The organism is Variovorax sp. GW821-FHT09D04, assembly GCF_059416405.1.
Window position 1 is genome coordinate 433,123 of record NZ_JBWKPA010000004.1, and the last position, 19,045, is coordinate 452,167.

General features: G+C 70.3%; 21 protein-coding genes. 14 read left to right on the forward strand and 7 right to left on the reverse strand.

Annotated elements, in window-relative coordinates:
- Positions 1 to 68: 68 nt before the first annotated feature.
- Positions 69 to 983: a class I SAM-dependent methyltransferase gene (locus tag AC07O4_RS16370; protein WP_062481352.1), complete on the reverse strand. Its 915-nt coding sequence runs from the start codon at positions 981 to 983 to the stop codon at positions 69 to 71.
- 22 nt (positions 984 to 1,005) lie between these two features.
- On the opposite strand from AC07O4_RS16370, the gene AC07O4_RS16375 reads away from it, so the two are divergent.
- The 3 genes from AC07O4_RS16375 to AC07O4_RS16385 all read left to right on the forward strand — a co-directional run bounded on the left by AC07O4_RS16375 (position 1,006) and on the right by AC07O4_RS16385 (position 2,622).
- A complete protein-coding gene (locus AC07O4_RS16375) occupies positions 1,006 to 1,722 on the forward strand; it encodes a ComF family protein (RefSeq protein ID WP_495305107.1) in 717 nt (238 codons plus the stop codon).
- Positions 1,723 to 1,753: 31 nt separating this feature from the next.
- Positions 1,754 to 2,215: a tRNA (uridine(34)/cytosine(34)/5-carboxymethylaminomethyluridine(34)-2'-O)-methyltransferase TrmL gene (gene trmL, locus AC07O4_RS16380; protein ID WP_495305108.1), complete on the forward strand. Its 462-nt coding sequence runs from the start codon at positions 1,754 to 1,756 to the stop codon at positions 2,213 to 2,215.
- 116 nt (positions 2,216 to 2,331) lie between these two features.
- Positions 2,332 to 2,622, forward strand: a complete 291-nt coding sequence (locus AC07O4_RS16385; RefSeq protein ID WP_495305109.1) for a DUF4148 domain-containing protein — start codon at positions 2,332 to 2,334, stop codon at positions 2,620 to 2,622.
- A gap of 25 nt (positions 2,623 to 2,647) precedes the next feature.
- Here the strand turns inward: AC07O4_RS16385 and AC07O4_RS16390 are convergent, their stop codons facing one another.
- Together AC07O4_RS16390 and AC07O4_RS16395 are read right to left on the reverse strand one after the other, a co-directional pair.
- Positions 2,648 to 3,118 (reverse strand): MaoC family dehydratase, encoded by a 471-nt coding sequence (locus tag AC07O4_RS16390; RefSeq protein ID WP_062479484.1) that lies wholly within the window; start codon positions 3,116 to 3,118, stop codon positions 2,648 to 2,650.
- A gap of 73 nt (positions 3,119 to 3,191) precedes the next feature.
- Positions 3,192 to 3,812: a nucleotide-binding protein gene (locus AC07O4_RS16395; protein WP_070061962.1), complete on the reverse strand. Its 621-nt coding sequence runs from the start codon at positions 3,810 to 3,812 to the stop codon at positions 3,192 to 3,194.
- A 92-nt stretch (positions 3,813 to 3,904) separates the two neighbouring features.
- Between AC07O4_RS16395 and kefF the strand changes: the two genes are divergently transcribed.
- Positions 3,905 to 4,630: a glutathione-regulated potassium-efflux system oxidoreductase KefF gene (gene kefF, locus AC07O4_RS16400; RefSeq protein WP_495305110.1), complete on the forward strand. Its 726-nt coding sequence runs from the start codon at positions 3,905 to 3,907 to the stop codon at positions 4,628 to 4,630.
- A gap of 2 nt (positions 4,631 to 4,632) precedes the next feature.
- Positions 4,633 to 6,495 carry a glutathione-regulated potassium-efflux system protein KefC gene (kefC, locus tag AC07O4_RS16405; protein ID WP_495305111.1) on the forward strand — a complete coding sequence of 621 codons (1,863 nt, stop codon included), beginning with the start codon at positions 4,633 to 4,635 and terminating at the stop codon, positions 6,493 to 6,495.
- A 9-nt stretch (positions 6,496 to 6,504) separates the two neighbouring features.
- On the opposite strand, the gene AC07O4_RS16410 is transcribed toward kefC, so the two are convergent.
- Both AC07O4_RS16410 and AC07O4_RS16415 read right to left on the reverse strand, forming a co-directional pair.
- Positions 6,505 to 7,455 (reverse strand): M14 family metallopeptidase, encoded by a 951-nt coding sequence (locus tag AC07O4_RS16410; RefSeq protein ID WP_495305112.1) that lies wholly within the window; start codon positions 7,453 to 7,455, stop codon positions 6,505 to 6,507.
- A 16-nt stretch (positions 7,456 to 7,471) separates the two neighbouring features.
- A complete protein-coding gene (locus AC07O4_RS16415; protein ID WP_495305113.1) occupies positions 7,472 to 8,473 on the reverse strand; it encodes a Bug family tripartite tricarboxylate transporter substrate binding protein in 1,002 nt (333 codons plus the stop codon).
- 122 nt (positions 8,474 to 8,595) lie between these two features.
- On the opposite strand from AC07O4_RS16415, the gene AC07O4_RS16420 reads away from it, so the two are divergent.
- The gene (locus AC07O4_RS16420; RefSeq protein ID WP_159275422.1) at positions 8,596 to 9,492 is read left to right on the forward strand and encodes a MurR/RpiR family transcriptional regulator; all 897 of its coding nucleotides are present in this window, start codon (positions 8,596 to 8,598) and stop codon (positions 9,490 to 9,492) included.
- 3 nt (positions 9,493 to 9,495) lie between these two features.
- Here the strand turns inward: AC07O4_RS16420 and AC07O4_RS16425 are convergent, their stop codons facing one another.
- Complete coding sequence (locus AC07O4_RS16425; RefSeq protein ID WP_062479505.1) at positions 9,496 to 10,371, reverse strand: amidohydrolase family protein; 876 nt, start codon at positions 10,369 to 10,371, stop codon at positions 9,496 to 9,498.
- Positions 10,372 to 10,475: 104 nt separating this feature from the next.
- Between AC07O4_RS16425 and AC07O4_RS16430 the strand changes: the two genes are divergently transcribed.
- From AC07O4_RS16430 to AC07O4_RS16455, 6 genes are read left to right on the forward strand one after another with little or no spacing between them, the layout of a single operon-like run.
- Positions 10,476 to 11,249 carry a crotonase/enoyl-CoA hydratase family protein gene (locus AC07O4_RS16430; RefSeq protein WP_062479508.1) on the forward strand — a complete coding sequence of 258 codons (774 nt, stop codon included), beginning with the start codon at positions 10,476 to 10,478 and terminating at the stop codon, positions 11,247 to 11,249.
- Positions 11,246 to 13,099: a feruloyl-CoA synthase gene (locus AC07O4_RS16435; protein ID WP_495305114.1), complete on the forward strand. Its 1,854-nt coding sequence runs from the start codon at positions 11,246 to 11,248 to the stop codon at positions 13,097 to 13,099. The genes AC07O4_RS16430 and AC07O4_RS16435 overlap by 4 nt, the downstream gene beginning before the upstream one ends.
- A gap of 20 nt (positions 13,100 to 13,119) precedes the next feature.
- A complete protein-coding gene (locus AC07O4_RS16440) occupies positions 13,120 to 13,884 on the forward strand; it encodes an SDR family NAD(P)-dependent oxidoreductase (protein ID WP_489057682.1) in 765 nt (254 codons plus the stop codon).
- A gap of 34 nt (positions 13,885 to 13,918) precedes the next feature.
- Complete coding sequence (locus AC07O4_RS16445) at positions 13,919 to 14,911, forward strand: Bug family tripartite tricarboxylate transporter substrate binding protein (RefSeq protein WP_062479517.1); 993 nt, start codon at positions 13,919 to 13,921, stop codon at positions 14,909 to 14,911.
- Positions 14,912 to 14,916: 5 nt separating this feature from the next.
- A complete protein-coding gene (locus tag AC07O4_RS16450; RefSeq protein ID WP_495305115.1) occupies positions 14,917 to 16,656 on the forward strand; it encodes an acyl-CoA dehydrogenase family protein in 1,740 nt (579 codons plus the stop codon).
- Positions 16,657 to 16,692: 36 nt separating this feature from the next.
- Positions 16,693 to 17,184, forward strand: coding sequence for a MarR family winged helix-turn-helix transcriptional regulator (locus AC07O4_RS16455; protein ID WP_062479522.1), 492 nt, complete (start codon positions 16,693 to 16,695; stop codon positions 17,182 to 17,184).
- A 24-nt stretch (positions 17,185 to 17,208) separates the two neighbouring features.
- Here the strand turns inward: AC07O4_RS16455 and AC07O4_RS16460 are convergent, their stop codons facing one another.
- A complete protein-coding gene (locus AC07O4_RS16460; RefSeq protein ID WP_062479525.1) occupies positions 17,209 to 17,862 on the reverse strand; it encodes a TetR/AcrR family transcriptional regulator in 654 nt (217 codons plus the stop codon).
- Between the two features lie 121 nt (positions 17,863 to 17,983).
- Between AC07O4_RS16460 and AC07O4_RS16465 the strand changes: the two genes are divergently transcribed.
- On the forward strand, positions 17,984 to 18,427 hold the full coding sequence (locus tag AC07O4_RS16465) for a VOC family protein (protein WP_062479529.1): 444 nt from the start codon (positions 17,984 to 17,986) through the stop codon (positions 18,425 to 18,427).
- 46 nt (positions 18,428 to 18,473) lie between these two features.
- Positions 18,474 to 19,001 (forward strand): SRPBCC family protein, encoded by a 528-nt coding sequence (locus tag AC07O4_RS16470; protein WP_492684830.1) that lies wholly within the window; start codon positions 18,474 to 18,476, stop codon positions 18,999 to 19,001.
- Positions 19,002 to 19,045: the final 44 nt, after the last annotated feature.

The following is a 19,045-nucleotide window of genomic DNA, read 5'->3' on the forward strand; positions in this document are numbered from 1 at the left end:
TCACGCAACGGCGGATTGTAGCGGGTAGAGCGCGGGGCCCGCGCACCGAATGAGGGCTGCCGGGTCGCTCAGGCGCCAGGGCGGCCGCGCTGGAGCATCGATCGCATCTCGCGCAGCGAGACCGCACTCTCGGGCGACAGCGCGACGCGCGGCGTCGGCTTGAAGGCGTGGCCGTAGATGACCTCGAAGGTCAGCGCGATGCGGCCCTCGCCTTCCGCGGCCGGCGCCAGCTCGGGCAGGGCCTGCTTGAGCGCGCGGTGCCAGGCCTTGCCGCGCAGTGCGGGGAAGCGCGCCGGATGCAGGTTGCGCCCCAGCGTGCGCAGCTCGGCCAGGGCGGCCTCGGGGGTGGCCCAGGTGAGCACGATGCGCTCCATGTCCATCACGGGCTCGGCGAAGCCGGCGTGCACGAGCATGTCGCCCCAGTCGTGCATGTCGGTGTATTCATGGCCGGCGGCGGGCCAGCCGAGCCGGGCGTGCAGGGCGCGCAGCTCGCGCACCGTGTCCGGGCCGAGGCAGGAGAACATCAGGAAGCCGTTGGTCGCGACCAGCCGGTGCCACTGCGCGATGAGCGCCTCGGGGTCGGCCGCCATGTGCAGCGACATGTTGGCCCACAGCAGGTCCACGCCGTCTTCGGGCGTTGCGTCGAAGCGGGCCTTGCCGCCCTGCCAGCGGCGCGCGCTCCACCAGGGGGCGGTCAGCGCCTCGCCGGTCCGGTCGGCCAATGCGGGTTCGGATTCGATGACGAAGGCTTCGGCGTCGCGGTAGCGGCGGGCCAGCAGCGCGTGGGCCTCGAGGCCGCCGCGCAGCGGCGACCAGTCGGCCCAGGTGCGGGGCTGGGCCTTGATCCATTGCAGCCGGTCTTCCATCCGGCGGCCGATTTCCTCGTGCAGCCAGGGCGAGCCCTCGGCGGGCGCGAGCCGGCGCCAGCGGTCGGCCGCCGTGGGATCGATGGTCGGCGGTCTTCTTGCGGGGTCGGTGGCCATGGGGCCGTGAGTATATTGAGGCATGCACAACCGCCGGGCCCTGAGGCCTTTCACCTCGCTGCTCGCGCGGCTGCCCAGCCAGTGCGAGGTCTGCCGCGCCTGGCCGGCGCAGCGCGTGTGCGACGCCTGCGTGGCCCGCTTCGCGCCGCCGACCCCGCGCTGCGGCGGCTGCGCCCTGCCGATGCCCGAGGGCGTGGCGCGCTGCGGCGAATGCATCAAACACCCGCCGCCGCTCGATGCCTGCCTCGCCGCCTGCACCTACGCCTGGCCGTGGCCCGACTGCATCGCCCAGTTCAAATTCCGCGGCGAGGCGGGTTGGGCCGGCCCGCTGGCCACCCTGCTGCGCAGCGCGCCGTGGGTGGAGCCGGCGCTGGAACAGTGCGACCTCGTGCTGCCGATGCCGCTGGCGCCCGGCCGACTGGGCGAGCGCGGCTTCAACCAGGCGCACGAGCTCGCGCGCCGGCTGGCACCGGCCAAGACCGACGCCACCCTGCTGCTGCGCACGCGCGACACGCCCGCGCAGAGCGGCCTGCCGCGCGCCGACCGGCTGCGCAACCTGCGCGGCGCCTTCGCCGTGGAACCGCTGCGCGCCGACGGCCTGCGGGGGCGGCGCGTGGTGCTGGTGGACGACGTGATGACCAGCGGCGCCTCGCTGTTCGCCGCGGCCGCCACCTTGCGCCTGGCCGGCGCGGCGCACATCACCGGCGTGGTGCTGGCGCGGACCGATCCGCCGCGCTGAACCCACCGGCGGCGCCCGCGACAATCGGCGCATGTTCCATATCGTCCTGGTCCACCCTGAAATTCCGCCGAACACCGGCAACGTGATCCGGCTCGCGGCCAACACCGGCTGCACGCTGCACCTGGTGGAGCCGCTCGGCTTTTCGATGGACGACCGCCTGCTGCGCCGCGCCGGGCTCGACTACCACGAGTACGCCGAGGTCAAGCGCCACGCCGACTGGGCCGCGCTGCTGGCCACGCAGCAGCCGCCGGCCGACCGCATGTTCGCGCTGACCACGCGCGGCACCCGCGCCGTGCACGACGTGCGCTTCCAGCCCGGCGACTGGCTGGTGTTCGGCTCGGAAACCGCCGGCCTGCCGCCGCCGATCCGCGACGGCTTTGCCGAAGCGCAGCGCCTGCGGCTGCCGATGCGCGCCGGCCAGCGCAGCCTGAATCTGTCGAACGCGGTGGCGGTCACGGTGTTCGAGGCCTGGCGGCAGAACGGTTTCGCCTGACGGCCCTTCGCACGGCAGGGGCACATCCGATCGGCACCGCGCGGCGTATGGGAAGGCATGCCGGTGATTCGCACCGGCATCCGCCCCCTCAACGCTGACTGCCAAGGAGTCCCGCCATGCACACCACTCTGCGCCTCATCACCCTCGCCGCCCTCGCCTGCGCCGGCGGCGCCCATGCCTTCCAGGGCGAGCAGAACCCGCTGCCGCCCGCGCCCTTCCAGTCGTCGCTGACGCGCGCCCAGGTCCAGCAGCAAGCCCTGCAGCCGCTGCAGATCAGCAACGGCGGCACCGGCGTGGCCCGCCCGACCGCCGGCAACGTCGACCGTGCAGCGGTGCGCGCGAGCGCCGTCGGCATCACCCGGCAGGGTGCCGCCACCTACGGCGAAGTCACCAACCGCCGGATGTAAGCAAAGAGAAGAAGAAAAAGTCCGCTCAGGGAAAACGGCGCACCACCGACTCGGCGACGCACGCCGGCTTGGCGGCGCCTTCGAGTTCGATGGTGGTTTCCCAGGTCATCTGCAGGCCGTTGTTGGGAATCGGCTCGGCGCTCAGCAGCTTCATGCGCGCGCGCAGGCGCTGGCCCACCGGCACCGGCGACATGAAGCGCACGCGGTTCAGGCCGTAGTTCACACCCATGCGCGACTCGACCACGTCGATGGCGGTCTCGAAGAACTTCGGCAGCAGCGACAAGGTGAGAAACCCGTGCGCGATCGGCGCGCCGAAGGGGCCGGACTTGGCCCGCTCCACATCGACGTGGATCCACTGGTGGTCGCCCGTCGCCTCGGCGAACTGGTTGACCTGCTGCTGCGTCACGGAAATCCAGTCGCTCACGGCGACTTCCTGGCCGACGCAGGCGGCGAGATCCTGAAGGGTCTGGAATGTCTTTTTGGTCATGCGGGGCATTCTGGTGCCAAGGGCACAAGGCTGGCTGTCGGACTTGCGACAACCGGGATTCAGGGAAATCCGGGGGATCAGTTCAGGCGTCGAGCCATTCGCAGATCGGCGCCCACTGGTCCAGGTCGCGCTGCACGCGCCCCGGCGCAATGTCGAACAGCGTGAGCCCGCGCGCGGCCAGCTGCACGTAGTTCTGCGTGTCGCGCAGCTCGCCCAGCACGGGCACGCCCAGGCCGGCGATGAACTCGTGCAGCCGGTCGGCCGCCAGCGTGCGGGCGTTCACGCGCATGCCGACCAGGCCGATGCGGGTCTTCTCGGCGCGGCGGCTTTCCAGCAGGCGGTCGAGGAAATCGCGCGTGGCGTAGATGTCGAAGATGCTCGGCTGCAGCGGCACGATCACGCGGTCGGCCAGCGCCAGCACCTCCTTGAAGCGCCAGCCGTGCAGGCCGGCCGGCGTGTCGAGCACCGCGTGGGTGGTGCCGCGCGGCGGGCGCACCACGGTGCTGTCGCCGGTGGCTTCCCAGGTGGCGATGGGGCGGGCCTGCGGCGGGCGCAGGCCGAGCCACAGCCGCGAAGACTGCTGGCGGTCCACGTCGCCGAGCATCACGGCATGGCCGCGGCTCGCGAAGTAGCCCGCAATGTTCGTTGCAATCGTCGACTTGCCCACGCCTCCCTTGGGATTGGCGACCAGAACCACCGGCATGAGGATCTCCTCCAGAACGGGAACAGGGCTGGATGGTAGTCGCCCCGGGTTGCGCGTCGGCGACGGCGGGCCGTCTGCGTTATGTTCGCCACATGACGACAACAACATCCGCGGAGAACCCCGCCAGCAGCATCTATGTGCTGGCGGCCCACCCCCACTGGCGCGATTCGCGCGTGAACCGCCGGCTGTTCGCCGCGGCCCAGCGCGTGCCCGGCGCCGACGTGAACGACCTGTACGGCAGCTACCCCGATTTCGCCATCGACGTCGAGGCCGAGCGCGAGCGGCTGGCGCGCGCGGACCTCGTGGTGCTGCTGCACCCGATCCAGTGGTATTCGATGCCGCCGCTGCAGAAGCTCTGGGTCGACGACGTGCTGGGCTACGGCTGGGCCTATGGCCCCGGCGGCACGGCCCTGCAGGGCAAGGACTGCTGGCTGGTCGCCACCACCGGCGGCCCCGAGCCGAGCTACCACCCGCAAAGCTACAACCGCTACTTCTTCGACGCCTTCCTGCCGCCCTACGAGCAGACCGCCGCGCTGTGCGGCATGCGCTTCTTGCCGCCGCTGTTGCTGCACGGCGCGCGCCGCGCCAGCGAGGCCGAGGTGGCCGCGCACGTCGAGGTGTTCGTGCAGCGCCTGGAAAGCTACCCGGTCTGGCCGGAGATGGACGAGCTCGATGCCTGCATCGCCTGCCCGGTGCCCGAGACCGACCGCCCCGCCGAATCCGACGACGTGGGCCAGGTGATGGCCGGCGCGTTCCACAGCGCGATGACGCACGGCCTGGCCGTCGCCAACGGCAGCAGCACCCACAAGGCGGCCTGAGCATGGAACACGCACCCGCCTGGCTGACCAGCAGCCTGATCTACCTGAGCGCCGCCGTGCTGGTGGTGCCGCTGTCCAAGGCCCTGGGCCTGGGCTCGATCATCGGCTACCTCGTGGCCGGCATCGCCATCGGCCCCTGGGGCCTGGGCCTCGTGTCCAGCGTCGAGGACGTGCTGCATTTCGCCGAGTTCGGCGTGGTGCTGATGCTCTTCCTCGTGGGCCTCGAACTCGAGCCCAAGCGCCTGTGGAGCCTGCGCCGCCCGATCTTCGGGTGGGGGTCGGCGCAGGTGCTCAGCTGCGCGGCGGTGCTGTTCGCCGTCGGCTGGGCCGTGGGCGCGCCGTGGCGCGTGGCGCTGGTGGCCGCGCTCGGGCTGGCGCTGTCGTCCACTGCCATCGCGCTGCAGGTGTTCGGCGAACGCAACCTGCTGAAGACGCCCAGCGGCCAGGCCGGTTTCTCGATCCTGCTGTTCCAGGACGTGGCGGCGATCCCGATCCTCGCGCTGCTGCCGCTGCTGGCCGGCGCCACCGCGGCCGAGCAGGCCGTGAGCGGGCTGGACCGCGCGCTCGAGGCGCTGAAGATCGTCGGCGTGATCGCCGGCATCATCCTTGGCGGCCGGCTGCTGCTGCGCCCCATCCTGCGCTGGATCGCGCGCAGCGACACGCCCGAGATCTTCACCGCCGCCGCGCTGCTGCTGGTGGTGGCCATCGCGGCGCTGATGCAGTTCGTCGGACTGTCGATGGCGCTGGGCGCCTTCCTTGCCGGCGTGCTGCTGGCCGAGAGCGAGTACCGGCGCGAGCTCGAGACCGACATCGAGCCCTTCAAGGGCCTGCTGCTCGGGCTGTTCTTCATCGCGGTGGGCATGTCGATCAACTTCGGCGTGCTGCTGGCCAACCCGGGCATCATGGCCTTGCTGGTCGTGAGCTTCCTGGTCATCAAGCTGGTGGTGATCTACGCGCTGGCCAAGGCCATGGGCCTGGCCTACCAGGAGCGGCCGGTGTTCACGCTGCTGCTGGCGCAGGGCGGCGAGTTCGCCTTCGTGGTGTTCCAGGCCGCCGGGCCCGACGTGCTGCCGCCGCAGACCACCTCGCTGCTGATCGGAGCGGTGGCGCTGTCGATGCTGCTGTCGCCGCTCCTGCTGGTGCTGCTCGACAAGTTCGTGCTGCCGCGCTACAGCCACGCGGGCGGGCCGCAGCTCGAAGAGATTTCGGAGCAGCAGGACGCCAAGGTGCTGATCTGCGGCTTCGGGCGCTACGGCCAGATCGTCGGTCGCCTGCTGATGTCGCAGGGCCTGCGCGTGACGGTGCTCGACCACGACGCCGACACCGTCGAAGGCCTGCGCCAGTTCGGCTTCCGGGTGTTCTACGGCGACGCCACGCGGCTGGACCTGCTGCGCACCGCGGGCGCCGGCACGGCGCGCGCCATCGTGGTGGCGGTGGACGACATCGAGCAGTCGCTGGACATCGTCGACCTGGTGCGCGAGAACTTTCCGCAGGCGCGCATCATTGCGCGCGCACGCAACGTGACCCACCTGTTCCAGCTGCGCGACCGCGGTGTGCAGGACATCGAGCGCGAGGTGTTCGAGTCGTCGCTGCGCAGCGCGCGCTCGGCGCTGGAGGCGCTGGGCTGGCCGGCGGCCGAGGCGCGCGAGGCGTCGATGCGTTTCCGCCAGCGAAACCTCAAGCTCAGCGACGAGATCTACCCGCACTACAAGGACCGCGCCAAGCTGATCGCCGCCAACAAGGCGGGCCGCCAGCAGTTCGAGGAACAGATGGCGCGCGAGCGCGAGGAGCGCAAACTGCGCTCGGGCCAGGACTGGGACCGGCTCGGCGAAGACGAGCCAACGGGCGACGCGAAGGCGCCCTGAGGCCCGGGGTCAAACCGGCACGGTCAGGTACACGCCCTCGCGGCCGATCACCGGCGCACGGGTCGGCATGAAGATCGTGCAGCCGTCGCAGGGCGAGCGGATCTCGCGCCCGGCCTGCACCGCGATCAGTGCGCCCTGGTCGAAGGTCTCGAAGCCGAGCACGGGCCGCACGAAGGCGAAGTCGTCCGACGTGACCATGTGGACCTCGAGCAGCCGGAAGCGGCGCGCGGCCACCGGCACGCGCGGCACCGGGTCGACGAGCCCGAGGTGCGCCAAAAAGCGCAGCGACACATCCGTGGCCAGATCGGCCGCCGGCTGCGCGAAGTGCTGTCCGCACTCGACCACCACCGCGCCGCCGTCGATGCCCGGCTCGCCGTGCCGGCCATACGCCGTGACGCCCGTGCCGGGCGCGGCGCCCACGGGCATCACGAGGTGCACCGCCGGGCCGCCGACGGCCTGCGCCAAGCCTGCATTGCGTTCGAACTCCGGGTAGACCCAGAAGGGCTGCACGGGGGCGCGCGTGGAATGGATGTCCAGCACGTAGTCGGCCACATCGAGCACCGGCCGCAGCTCGCGCGCGCGGCGCAGCTCAGGGCTGTCTCCGGTGCCGTCGAGCAGCTCGGGCGACCAGATGCGGTTCAGGTTGTGCACCAGCTGGCGGTTCTCGTAGGGCCGGTCGATGTCGAAGGCCTCGTAGGCCTCGACGTTCGCGAAGCTCACGGTGAGCGTGCCGATCTTCGGGCGCACGCCGGTGTCGAGCAGGTGCGTGGCCGCGACCATGCCGCAGATCTCGTTGCCGTGCGTGAGCGCGTTGACGAGCACGTGCGGGCCCGGCTTGCCGGACGCGAAGCGGTGCACGTAGTCGATGCCGGTGTTGCCCTGGCGGTAGGCCGAGAGGTCGCGCGGCAGCACCTCCAGCGGTGCGGTGTCGGGAGCGAAGGTCGGCAGTGTCTGCGTCATGGAACCAGCCGCCCGCTCACTCGCCGCGGATGCCGGCGCGCTTGACCATCTCGCCGTACAGCGCGAGCCGCTCCGACATCATGGCCGTGAACTGCGCGGGCGACTGCGCCTCGGGCGCGAGCGAGCCGCGCGCCAGCAGCGCCTCGACCATCGCCGGCTGCTCGGCCACCGTGCGCACGGCCTTGTGCAGCGCGGCGATGACCTCGGGCGGCGTCTTCGCGGGCGCGGCCAGGCCAATCCACGAGGTGGTGTTCAGCACCGGGTAGCCCAGTTCGGTGAAGGTCGGCACGTCGGGCAGCGCCGCGACGCGCGTGGGCGAAGCCACGGCCAGCGCGCGCAGCTTGCCGGCCTGGATGTGCGGCAGGAAGGGCGCGAGGTTGTCCAGGCCGAACTGCACTTCGTTGGAGATCAGCGCGGTCACCAGCGGGCCGCCGCCGCGGTAGGGCACGTGCGTGGCGTTGAGCTGCAACTGCGACTTCATCAGCTCCACGTTGAGCTGGCCCATGCTGCCCGGCCCGGCGCTGCAGAAGTTGAGCTCGCCCGGGCGCGACTTCACCAGCGCCACGAACTCCTTGAAGGTCTTGGCGGGCACGGCCGGGTTCACCAGCAGCACGTTGATGGAGCGCGCGAGCTGGCTGATCGACAGGAAATCCTTGATCGGGTCGTAGCCCGGGTTGGCCTGCGTCAGCGGGTTGGCCAGGTGCGAGCTCTGCGACGACACCACGAGCGTGTAGCCGTCGGGCTTGGCGCGCGCCACTTGGGCGCTGGCGATGGAGCCGCCGGCGCCGGCGCGGTTGTCGATGACCACCGGCGTGCCCAGCGCCTTCGACAGCGGCTCGGCGTACAGCCGCGCGATCAGGTCGACCGAGCCGCCGGCCGGGAACGGCACCACCAGCGTGACCGGACGGGCCGGAAAGGCCTGGGCGCGCGCGGACAGGGGCAGCAGCGCCGCCGTCAGGCCGGCGCCGAGGATCTCGCGCCGACGCAGGGCGGGCACGGCGGGGGTGGTGGAACGCATGGCAAGGTCTTTCTGCAGAAGAAGCGGGCAATCGGGCGGACAGGTCCGGCCGAAATCGTGCATTCATTTTTGCAAGGAGGTCTAATTTTTGCAATACTCGTTGCAAACATGAGGTTTCTCCGATGCCGCACGCAGACACCCCCGCCGCCCCCAGCCTGAACCAGCGCATCTCGGGCTACGGCAAGAAGCTCACGAAAAGCGAGCGACGCCTCATCGAGGAATTGCAGGCGCACCACCCGCAGGGGCTGCTCGAATCTGCAACGAGCCTTGCAAGAAAGGTGGGCACCAGCGCCTCGACCGTGGTGCGGCTGCTCGCCAAGCTGGGCTACGAGAGCTACGCCCAGGCGCAGATGGAGGCGCGCGCCGAAGTCACCGCCCTGCTGGCCTCGCCCGCCACGCGCGCCGACGCGGTCATCGGCGACGACACCTCCGTGCGCAGCTGCCTGGACAACGCGCTGCTGCACGACCAGCACAACCTGGCCGCCACCTTCGCGGCGCTCGACGTGGGCGCGTTCGAGGCGGCGGTGAAGCTGCTCACGCAGCGCAAGGTGCGCGTGCACGTGCTCGGCCAGCGCAACGGCCTGCCGCTGGCCAGCCACCTCGCACTGAACCTGAACCTGTGCCTGCCCGACGTGCGGCTGCTGGGCGGCGCGGGCGCGCTGCCGCTCGAAGACCAGCTGCTGCGCATCGACGACAACGACCTGCTGCTCACGCTCACCTTCCGCCGCCACTCGCTCGCGATCGCGCGCACGGCGGCCTACTTCCGCGAGAAGGGCGCGAAGGTCGTCATGGTCACCGACAGCCCCACGGCGCCCGCGGCGGCCTCGGCCGATCACCTGCTGCTGGTGCGCACCTCCAGCGCCTCGCCCTTCGATTCGTACACGGCGGCGCTGTCGGTCTGCAATGCCTTGATCACCGCGGTGGCGCAGCGGCGCAAGAAGGAGCTGGCCGCCGTGTTCGAGCGCGGCGCGGCGCTGTGGGAGCCGCACTGGAACGAGGCGGCGCCGCGCGCCGCCTGAGCCTCAGGCCGCCGGGGTTCCGAGCCCCAGCAGGCGCACCGCGTTGTCCTTGAGGATGCCGGGCATCACCTCGGGCTTGAAGCCGGCGGCCTCGAAGTCCTTCATCCAGCGGTCGGGCGTGATCAGCGGGTAGTCGCTGCCGAACAGCACGCGATCTTTCAGCAGCGTGTTGGCGTACTGCACCAGCTGCTTCGGAAAGTACTTGGGGCTCCAGCCCGACAGGTCGATCCACACGTTGGGCTTGTGCGTGGCCACGCTCAGCGCCTCGTCCTGCCAGGGGAAGCTGGGGTGGGCCATGACGATCTGCATGTCGGGGAAGTCGATGGCCACGTCGTCCAGGTGCATCGGGTTGCTGTATTCGAGCCGCAGGCCGCCGCCGCAGCGCATGCCCGAGCCGATGCCGCTGTGGCCGGTGTGGAAGATGGCCGGCAGCTTGTACTCGGCGATCACCTCGTAGATCGGCCAGGCCATGCGGTCGTAGGGGTGGTAGCCCTGCACGGTGGGGTGGAACTTGAAGCCCTTCACGCCGTGCTCCTCGATGAGCCGGCGCGCCTCGCGCGCGCCCATCTTTCCCTTGTGCGGATCGACGCTGCCGAAGGCAATCATGATGTCGCTGTTCTGCTGCGCGGCCTCGGCGATCTCCTCGTTCGGGATGCGCCGGCGGCCCATGTTCGACTCGGCGTCGACCATGAACATCACCAGCCCGATCTTCCTTTCACGGTAGTACGCCACGCTCTCGGCGATGGTGGGGCGGCGGTTCGAGCCGAAGAACTTGTCGGCCGCGCGGTCGTATTCCTCGCCGTAGTTGTCGAAAGGGTTCCAGCAACTCACTTCGGCGTGGGTGTGGATGTCGATCGCGATCAGGTTCCGTGGGTCCATGTCGTTGTCTCCGGTTCGGGTAAGTCCCTAGGTTTCGGGAGGCTCCAATGCCTTGAATTGATTATTTCTCATAACCATAATCCAACGCAACCCCGAACACCATCATGACCAATCCAGACCTCCACCTCGACATCCGCGACGACGTCGCCATCGTTCGTCTCACGCGCGGCGCCAAGCGCAACGCGCTGTCCGACGGCCTGATCCTCGCGCTGCGCGACACCTTCGAGACGCTGCCCGCCACCGTGCGCGCGGCCGTGCTCGACGGCGAGGGCCCGCATTTCTGCGCCGGCCTGGACCTGAGCGAGCTCAAGGAGCGCGACGCCGGCCAGGGCATGCAGCACTCGCGCCTGTGGCACAGCGCGCTCGACCTGATCCAGCACGGCCCGGTGCCGGTGGTGGCGGCGCTGCACGGCGCGGTGGTCGGCGGCGGGCTCGAGCTGGCCAGCGCCTGCCACATCCGCGTGGCCGACCGCTCCACCTTCTACGCGCTGCCCGAAGGCTCGCGCGGCATCTTCGTGGGCGGCGGCGGTTCGGTGCGCATTCCCAAGCTGATCGGCGTGGCCCGCATGACCGACATGATGATGACCGGCCGCGTCTACAACGCCGAAGACGGCGAGCGCGCCAACTTCGCGCAGTACCTGGTCGACGAAGGCACCGCCTTCGACAAGGCCCTGGAGCTTGCCAAGCGCATCGCCACCAACGCGCCGCTCACCAACTACGCGCTGATGCACGCGCTGCCGCGCATCTCCGAGCAATCGGCCGACCACGGCTTCTTCACCGAAGCGCTGATGTCGGGCATCGTCCAGGCCGCGCCCGAGGCCAAGGCACGCGTGCGCGACTTCCTCGAAGGTCGCGGCGCCAAGGTGAGCAAGGGATGACCGCCGTCCGCTACCGCCCGCTGGCCTTCGGCGTGACGCGCGCGGTGCTGCGCGACGGCGCGCCGGGCACGCGCTACCTCACGGCCGAGACGCCGCTGCAGGCCTACCGCGAGCGCATGACCGACCGGCTCGCGCACTGGGCGCAGGTGGCGCCCGATCGCACCTTCATCGCGCGCCGCGAGCGCCTGCCCGACGGCCGCACCGGCGACTGGCTGCGCGTGAGCTACGCGCAGGCGCTGGAAGAAGCGCGCGGCATCGGACAGGCCCTGCTCGATCGCGGCCTGAATGCCGAGCGCCCGGTCGTGATCCTCAGCGAGAACGGCATCGAACACGCGCTGCTCGCGCTGGGCTGCCTCTACGCGGGCGTGCCCTACTGCCCCGTGTCGCCGCCCTATGCGATCGTGAGCCAGGACTACGACAAGCTGCGCCACGTCATCGACACGCTCACGCCCGGCCTGGTGTTCGCCGCCGACGCCGCGCGCTTCGCCAAGGCCATCGCGGCCACCGTGCCGGCCGGCACCGAGGTCGTGCTCGCCGAAGGCACGCTCGAAGGCCGCACCACCACGCGCTTCGACGTGCTTGCCGCCACGCCGGCCACGCCCGCCATCGACGCGGCGATGCAGGCCACCGGCCCCGACACCATCACCAAGTTCCTCTTCACCTCGGGCTCGACCAAGATGCCCAAGGCGGTGATCAACACGCACCGCATGTGGTGCGCCAACCAGCAGCAGCTGCGCCAGTCGATTCCCGCCCTGGGCGACGAGCCGCCCGTGCTGGTCGACTGGCTGCCCTGGAACCACACCTTCGGCGGCAACCACAACGTGGGCATCGTGCTGGACAACGGCGGCACGCTGTTCATCGACGACGGCAAGCCCACGCCCGCCGGCATGGCCGAGACGCTGCGCAACCTGCGCGAAGTCGCGCCCACCATCTACTTCAACGTGCCCACCGGCTTCGAGGCCATCGCCAACGCGATGGAAAGCGACGCCGTGCTGCGCCGCAACCTGCTGTCGCGCGTGAAGATGTTCTTCTACTCGGGTGCCGCGCTCGCGCAGCCCGTGTGGGACAGCCTGCACCGCACGCAGGAGTCGGAAGTCGGCGAGCGCATCGTGATGGGCACCGGCCTGGGCATGACCGAGTCGGGCCCCTTCGCGCTGTACGTGACCGGCCCCGACGTGAAGTCGGGCGACGTGGGCCTGCCGGCCGCCGGCATCGAGCTCAAGCTGATCGAGGTCGACGGCAAGACCGAGGTGCGCTACCGCGGCCCCAACATCACGCCCGGCTACTGGCGCGCGCCCGAGGCCACGGCCGAGGCCTTCGACGACGAAGGCTTCTTCTCCACCGGCGACGCGGTGAAGTGGATCGACGACCACGACATCCATCGCGGCCTGCGCTTCGACGGCCGCATCGCCGAAGACTTCAAGCTCGCCACCGGCACCTTCGTGAGCGTGGGTCCGCTGCGCGCGAAGATCATCGCGGCCGGCTCGCCCTACGTGCAGGACGCGGTGCTCACGGGCATCAACCTGAAGGAAGTCGGCGCGCTGATCTTCACTACGCAGAAGGTGCGCCAGCTCTGCGATTTGCCCGGCGACGCCCCGCTGCAGCAGGTGCTCGAAAGCGCGCCGGTGCAGGCGCATTTCCAGCAGGTGGTTGACACGCTCGCGGCCGGCGCCACCGGCAGCGCCAACCGCATCGCGCGGCTGCACCTGATGGCCGAGTCGCCCTCGATCGACAAGGGCGAAGTGACCGACAAGGGCTCCATCAACCAGCGCGCCGTGCTCAAGCACCGCGCCGCACTGGCCGACGCGCTGCACGCCGACACGCTGCCTTTCACGCTCAAGCCCCGCTAACCCCATCCAGGAGACAACCCATGAAGATCGAAGGACAAGCCGCACTCGTCACCGGCGGCGCCTCGGGCCTCGGCGAGGCCACCGCGCGCGAACTCGCACGCCTGGGCGCCAAGGTCGCGGTGCTCGACCGCAACGCCGCACTCGCCGAAAAGGTGGCCGCAGAGATCGGCGGCGTCGCCTGCGTCTGCGACATCACCGACACCGACAGCGTGAACGCCGCGCTCGACAAGGCCGAGGCCGCACACGGCCCCGCGCGCATCTTGATGAACGTCGCCGGCATCGGCAGCGCCAAGCGCATCGTCGGCAAGGACGGCAACCCCGCGCCGCTCGAAGACTTCGTGCGCGTGGTCAACATCAACCTCATCGGCGGCTACAACATGGCGCGCCTGTTCGCGGCGCGCTGCGCGAAGCTCGACGCGCTCGACAACGGCGAGAAGGGCGTGATGCTCTTCACCGCCTCGGTCGCGGCCTTCGACGGCCAGGTGGGCCAGCAGGCCTACAGCGCCTCGAAGGGCGGCCTCGTCGGCATGACCCTGCCGATGGCGCGCGACCTCGCGCAGCACGCCATCCGCGTGTGCACCGTGGCGCCCGGCCTCTTCGCCACGCCGCTGCTGCTGGAGCTGCCCGAGCCGGTGCAGCACTCGCTGGCCGCGTCGATCCCGTTCCCGCCGCGCCTGGGCAAGCCGTCGGAGTTCGCCGAGCTGGCCTGCCACATCGTCACCAACGGCCACTTGAACGGCGAAGTGATTCGCCTCGACGGCGCCCTCCGAATGGCGCCGCGCTGATTCCCGCCCCCGCAGACAACCAGGAGACAAGACCATGACCACCCGACGCCAATTCACGGCGGCGCTCGGCGGCACCGCCGCGCTCGCCGCATTGCATCCCCTTGCCGCACTCGCCCAGGCGGTGCAGCAGCAGGTGAAGATCTATTACGGCTTCCCGGCCGGCAGCGCGGGCGACAGCGTGGCCCGCCGCGTGGCCGACAAGCTGGGCAACACGCCCTTCACCGCCACCAACCCGGTGGTCGAGAACAAGCCCGGCGCGGGCGGGCGCATCGCGCTCGACACGCTCAAGACCTCGCCGGCCGACGGTTCGGTGCTGTGTCTCGCGCAGGCCTCGGCGCTGTCGATCTACCCGCACATCTACACCAAGCTCAGCTACGCCATCCCCGACTTCGCGCCCATCTCTATCGGCGCCGTGATGACGCACGGCCTGGCCGTCGGGCCGATGGTGCCGGCCAGCGTGAAGACGCTGAAGGACTACATCGCCTGGGCCAAGGCCAACCCCGGCCAGGCCAGCTACGGCTCGCCGGGCGCGGGCTCCACGCCGCACTTCCTGGGCGCGCTGCTGGGCCTGAGCACCGGCACCGACCTGCGCCACGTGCCCTACCGCGGCTCGCTGCCCGGCATCAACGACGTGGTGGGCGGCCAGATCGCCTCGTGCCTGACGCCCGCGGGCGACTGCCTGCCGTTCGCCAAGGCCGGCAAGCTGCGCGTGCTCGCTACCTCGGGCGCGCAGCGCCCGGCCTACCTGCCCGACGTGCCCACCTTCACCGAGCAGGGCTTCCCCGAAATCGTGGCCGACGAGTGGTTCGGTTTCTTCGCACCGGCGAAGACGCCGGCCGCGACCATCGCCGTCGCGAGCACCGCGATCCAGGCCGCGCTGAAGGACAAGGCCGTGGCCGACGGCCTGCTGTCGGTGGGCCTGATCGCGCACGGCTCCTCGCCCGAGGAGATGAAGAAGTCGCTGCAGTCCGAGTACGAACGCTGGGGCCCGCTGGTCAAGAAGATCGGCTTCACCGCCGAGTCCTGAGCCCCATGCACTACCAGCCTCACCCCGAAGACGTCCGCTTCCTGTTGAACGCGGTGCTCGATGCACCCACGCGCCTGCGCGCACTCGCGCCCTTCGCGGAGGTCGACGAGCCGCTGCAGTCGCAGGTGCTCGAAGAAGCCGCACGCTTCGTCGGCGAGGTGATCGCGCCGCTGAACCGCGAGGGCGACGAGGTCGGTTGCCGCTTCGACGGCGGCGAGGTCGTCACGCCGCCAGGCTTTCGCGCGGCCTACCAGGCCTTCGTGGACGGCGGCTGGCCCGCCCTGTCGGCCGCCACCGAAGACGGCGGCCAGGGCCTGCCCGCGGTGCTCGAGGCCATCCTCTACGAATGGCTCAGCGCCGCGAACCACGGCTTCACCATGGCGCCGGGGCTGCTGCACGGCGCGTACGCCTGCCTCAAGCACCACGGCAGCGACGAGTTGAAAGGCCGCTATCTGCAGAAGATCGCGACCGGCGAATGGCTCGCGACCATGTGCCTCACCGAAGCGCATGCCGGCAGCGACCTCGGCCAGGTGCGCACGCGCGCCACGGCGCAGGCCGACGGCAGCGTGCGCGTGAACGGCAGCAAGATCTTCATTTCGGGCGGCGAGCACGACCTCACGTCGAACATCGTGCACCTCGTGCTGTGCCGCCTGCCCGATGCACCGCCGGGGCCCAAGGGCCTGTCGCTGGCGCTGGTGCCGAAGCGGCTGCCCGACGGCGCGCGCAACGCAGTGCACTGCGAGCGCATCGAAGAAAAGATGGGCCTGCACGGCAGCCCGACCTGCACGATGCGCTTCGACGACGCCACCGGCTGGCTGGTCGGCGAACCCGGTCGCGGGCTGGCCGCGATGTTCGTGATGATGAATGCGGCGCGCCTGCACGTGGCGCTGCAGGGCATCGGCCTGCTCGACGCCGCCTGGCAGAAGGCCGACGCCTACGCCGCCGAGCGCCGCCAGATGCGCGCGCCCGGCGCCGCGCCCGCCAGCCGCGGCAGCGAGGCGGCCGACCTGATCGCCGAGCACCCGGCCGTGCGCCGCATCCTCGACACCCAGCGCGCCTGGATCGACGGCTCGCGCGCGCTGGCCTACCGCAGCGCGCTGATGCTCGACATCGCCACGCACGACAGCGACCCCAAGGCCCGCGAGCGCGCGCAGCGCTGGTGCTCGCTGGTCACGCCGGTGCTCAAGGCCGCCTGCACGCACCAGGCCTTCCACGGCGCGAGCGACTGCCTGCAGGTGTTCGGCGGCCACGGCTACGTGCGCGAATGGGGCGTCGAGCAGGTGGTGCGCGACGCGCGGGTGACCATGATCTACGAGGGCACCAACGAGATCCAGGCCATCGACCTGCTGGTGCGCAAGGTGCTGCCCGACGGCGGCGCGGCGCTGTCGGCCGTGCTGCTCGAGTTGCGCGACACGCTCGACGCCTCGCGCGAGGCCGATGCCGACGTGCAGCGCCGGCTGGCGCAGTTGCGCTACCTGGGCACCACGGTGGCGATGGCGGCGCACGCCAACCCCGTGCTGCCCTACGAGGTGGCGGACGACTTCCTGCGCGTGACCGCGCTCACGCTGATGGCGTGGGCCTGGGCCCGCATCGAGGTGGCCGCGCCCGACGATGCGGATCGCCTTCGCGCCGCGGCGGCCTTCCGGCGCTGGGTGCTGCCCGAGTTCGAGATGCGACTGGGCATCGTCAAGCGGGCTTGTGAGGGTGTCGCACTGGCGCATTCCGCACAAGAGGCGTCACGCTAGTTGTTCGAGAAAGCAACGCGCGGTTACGCTCGCCGCATGCCTCCTCCCGCGAAAACACCGTCCGCCAAAACCGAATCCGCCGCTGCGCCGTCGCCCCGCACGGACCGGCTCGACGCCCGCGTGCTCGAAGGGCTGGTCGGCTACAACGCCCGGCGCGCCTGGCTGATCGTGAGCACCGTGTTCGCCGACCGCATGGCGCCCTACGGCCTCAAGCAGATCGACTTCTCGGTGCTCTCGCTGCTGGCGCACAACCCGGGCGCCACCTCGCGGCAGCTGTGCAACACGCTGGACATCCTGCCGCCCAATCTCGTGAGCCTGGTGGCCACGCTGGACGGCCGCGGCCTCATCGAACGCCGCCCGCATCCGCACGACGGCCGCGCCGTCGGCCTGCACCTCACGCCGGCCGGCGAGACGCTGATCCGCGAGGCCGAGCAGGCCGTGGTGCAACTGGAAACCGAAGCCAGCAGCCGCCTGAGCACGCGCGAGCGCGAGACGCTCATCAAGCTGCTGCAGAAGATCTATCTCTGAGACCGGAGCGCGGCGACGCTGCGGCTACAGGCCGCGTTCCACCATGTCGATAAGGCGCTGCCCCAGCGCGTGCGTGGCCGTTGCGTCGACCCCGCGCAGCGGGCCGTCGATGATGAGCAACGCCAGCCCGTGCACCGCCGACCACGCGAGGTATTCGGCGCCCGGGCGCCGCGCCGGGTCGAGCAGGCCCGCGTCCACGAGCCGGTCGACGGCCGCGCCCAGCAACTCGAACGGGTTCATGCCGCTGGCGCCCGCGCCGTCGGGACCGACGTCGCCCTGCGCGTCTTCCGACACCACGAAGGCCGTGCGAAACAGCCCCGGCTGCGCCTGCGCAAAGCGCAGATAAGCGGTGCCGATGGCGCGCACCTGGGCGCGCGCGAAGTCGGCGGGCGGCTGGTCGCAGGGCAGCACGGCGAGTTCGCCCTCCATCGCCTTGGCCGCCTCCGACAGCGCCGCGGCGCGCACCGCCAGCAGCAGGTCGTGCCGGCTGGCGAAGTGGCGATACGCCGCGTTCGGCACCACGCCCACGCGGCGCGTGGCCTCGCGCAGCACCACGGCACTGGGGCCCCCGTCCCGCGCCAGTTCGATGCCGGCATCCAGCAGCGCACGGCGCAGATCGCCGTGGCGGTAGGTGCTGCGCGCGGGCGGCAGGCTTTCGGGAACGTTGTTGAGCTTCATCGCGACTCCATGTGGACACTGTCCATTATCTCTGCTATTCTTTGTGGACGGTGTACACAAAGTAATTCCATTGTTTTCGCGCAGACCCGTTGTGCCCGTGAACCAACCAAAAGGAAACGCCATGAAAGTCCAGTCTTACCTGTCCTTCGAAGGTCGTTGCGACGAAGCGATTGCCTTCTACAAGAAGGCGCTCGGCGCCGAAGTCGTGCAGCTCATGCGCTACAGCGAGGCGCCGGCCACCGGCGGCCCCGAGGGCAACCCCGAAGCCGGCTGCGCAGGCGGCATGCCCGGCCCTGACAAAGTGATGCATTCGGTCTTGCGCATCGGCCAGACCGAGCTCATGCTGTCCGACGGACGCTGCTCCGGCCAGGCCGAGTTCAAGGGAATCATGCTGTCGCTGTCGGCCGACAGCGACGCCGACGCCCGCAAGTGGTTCGACGCACTGGCCGATGGCGGCCAGGTGATGCAACCGCTGATCCCGACCTTCTTCACCACCAGCTTCGGCATGCTCAGCGACCGCTTCGGCGTGGGCTGGCTGCTGGTGGCGGACCCGGCCGCCGCGTGATGCGCGGGGGCTCGTTCTTCACTCTTCCCACACGCTTTTCTTCATCATGCTCAAGACCATCGTCCTCGCCGTCCTCGCGCTGATTGCCGCGCTGCTCATCTACGGCGCCACGCGGCCCGACAGCTTCCGCGTCGAGCGCACCACGCGCATCGACGCGCCGGCCGAAAAAATCTTTCCGCTGATCGACGACTTCCACCGCTGGAGCGCGTGGTCGCCCTACGAGAAGCTCGACCCGGCCATGAAGCGCACCTACGGCGGCGCCGCCAGCGGCAAGGGCGCCACCTACGCCTGGGAAGGCAACAGCAAGGCGGGCGCGGGCACGATGGAAATCACCGAGTCGCAGCCCTCGTCGAAGGTCGCGATCAAGCTCGACTTCGTGAAGCCCTTCGAAGGCCACAACACGGCCGAGTTCACGCTGCAGCCGCAGGGCGGCGCCACGCAGGTCACCTGGGCCATGTACGGCCCCAGCCCCTACATGGCCAAGCTCATGGGCATCTTCTTCGACATGGACCAGATGATCGGCAAGGACTTCGAGGCGGGCCTGGCCAATCTGAAGAGCGCAACCGAAAAGTAAACGCCTCCTCCCCTCATCGACTCACCTCAATCATTCAAGGAACT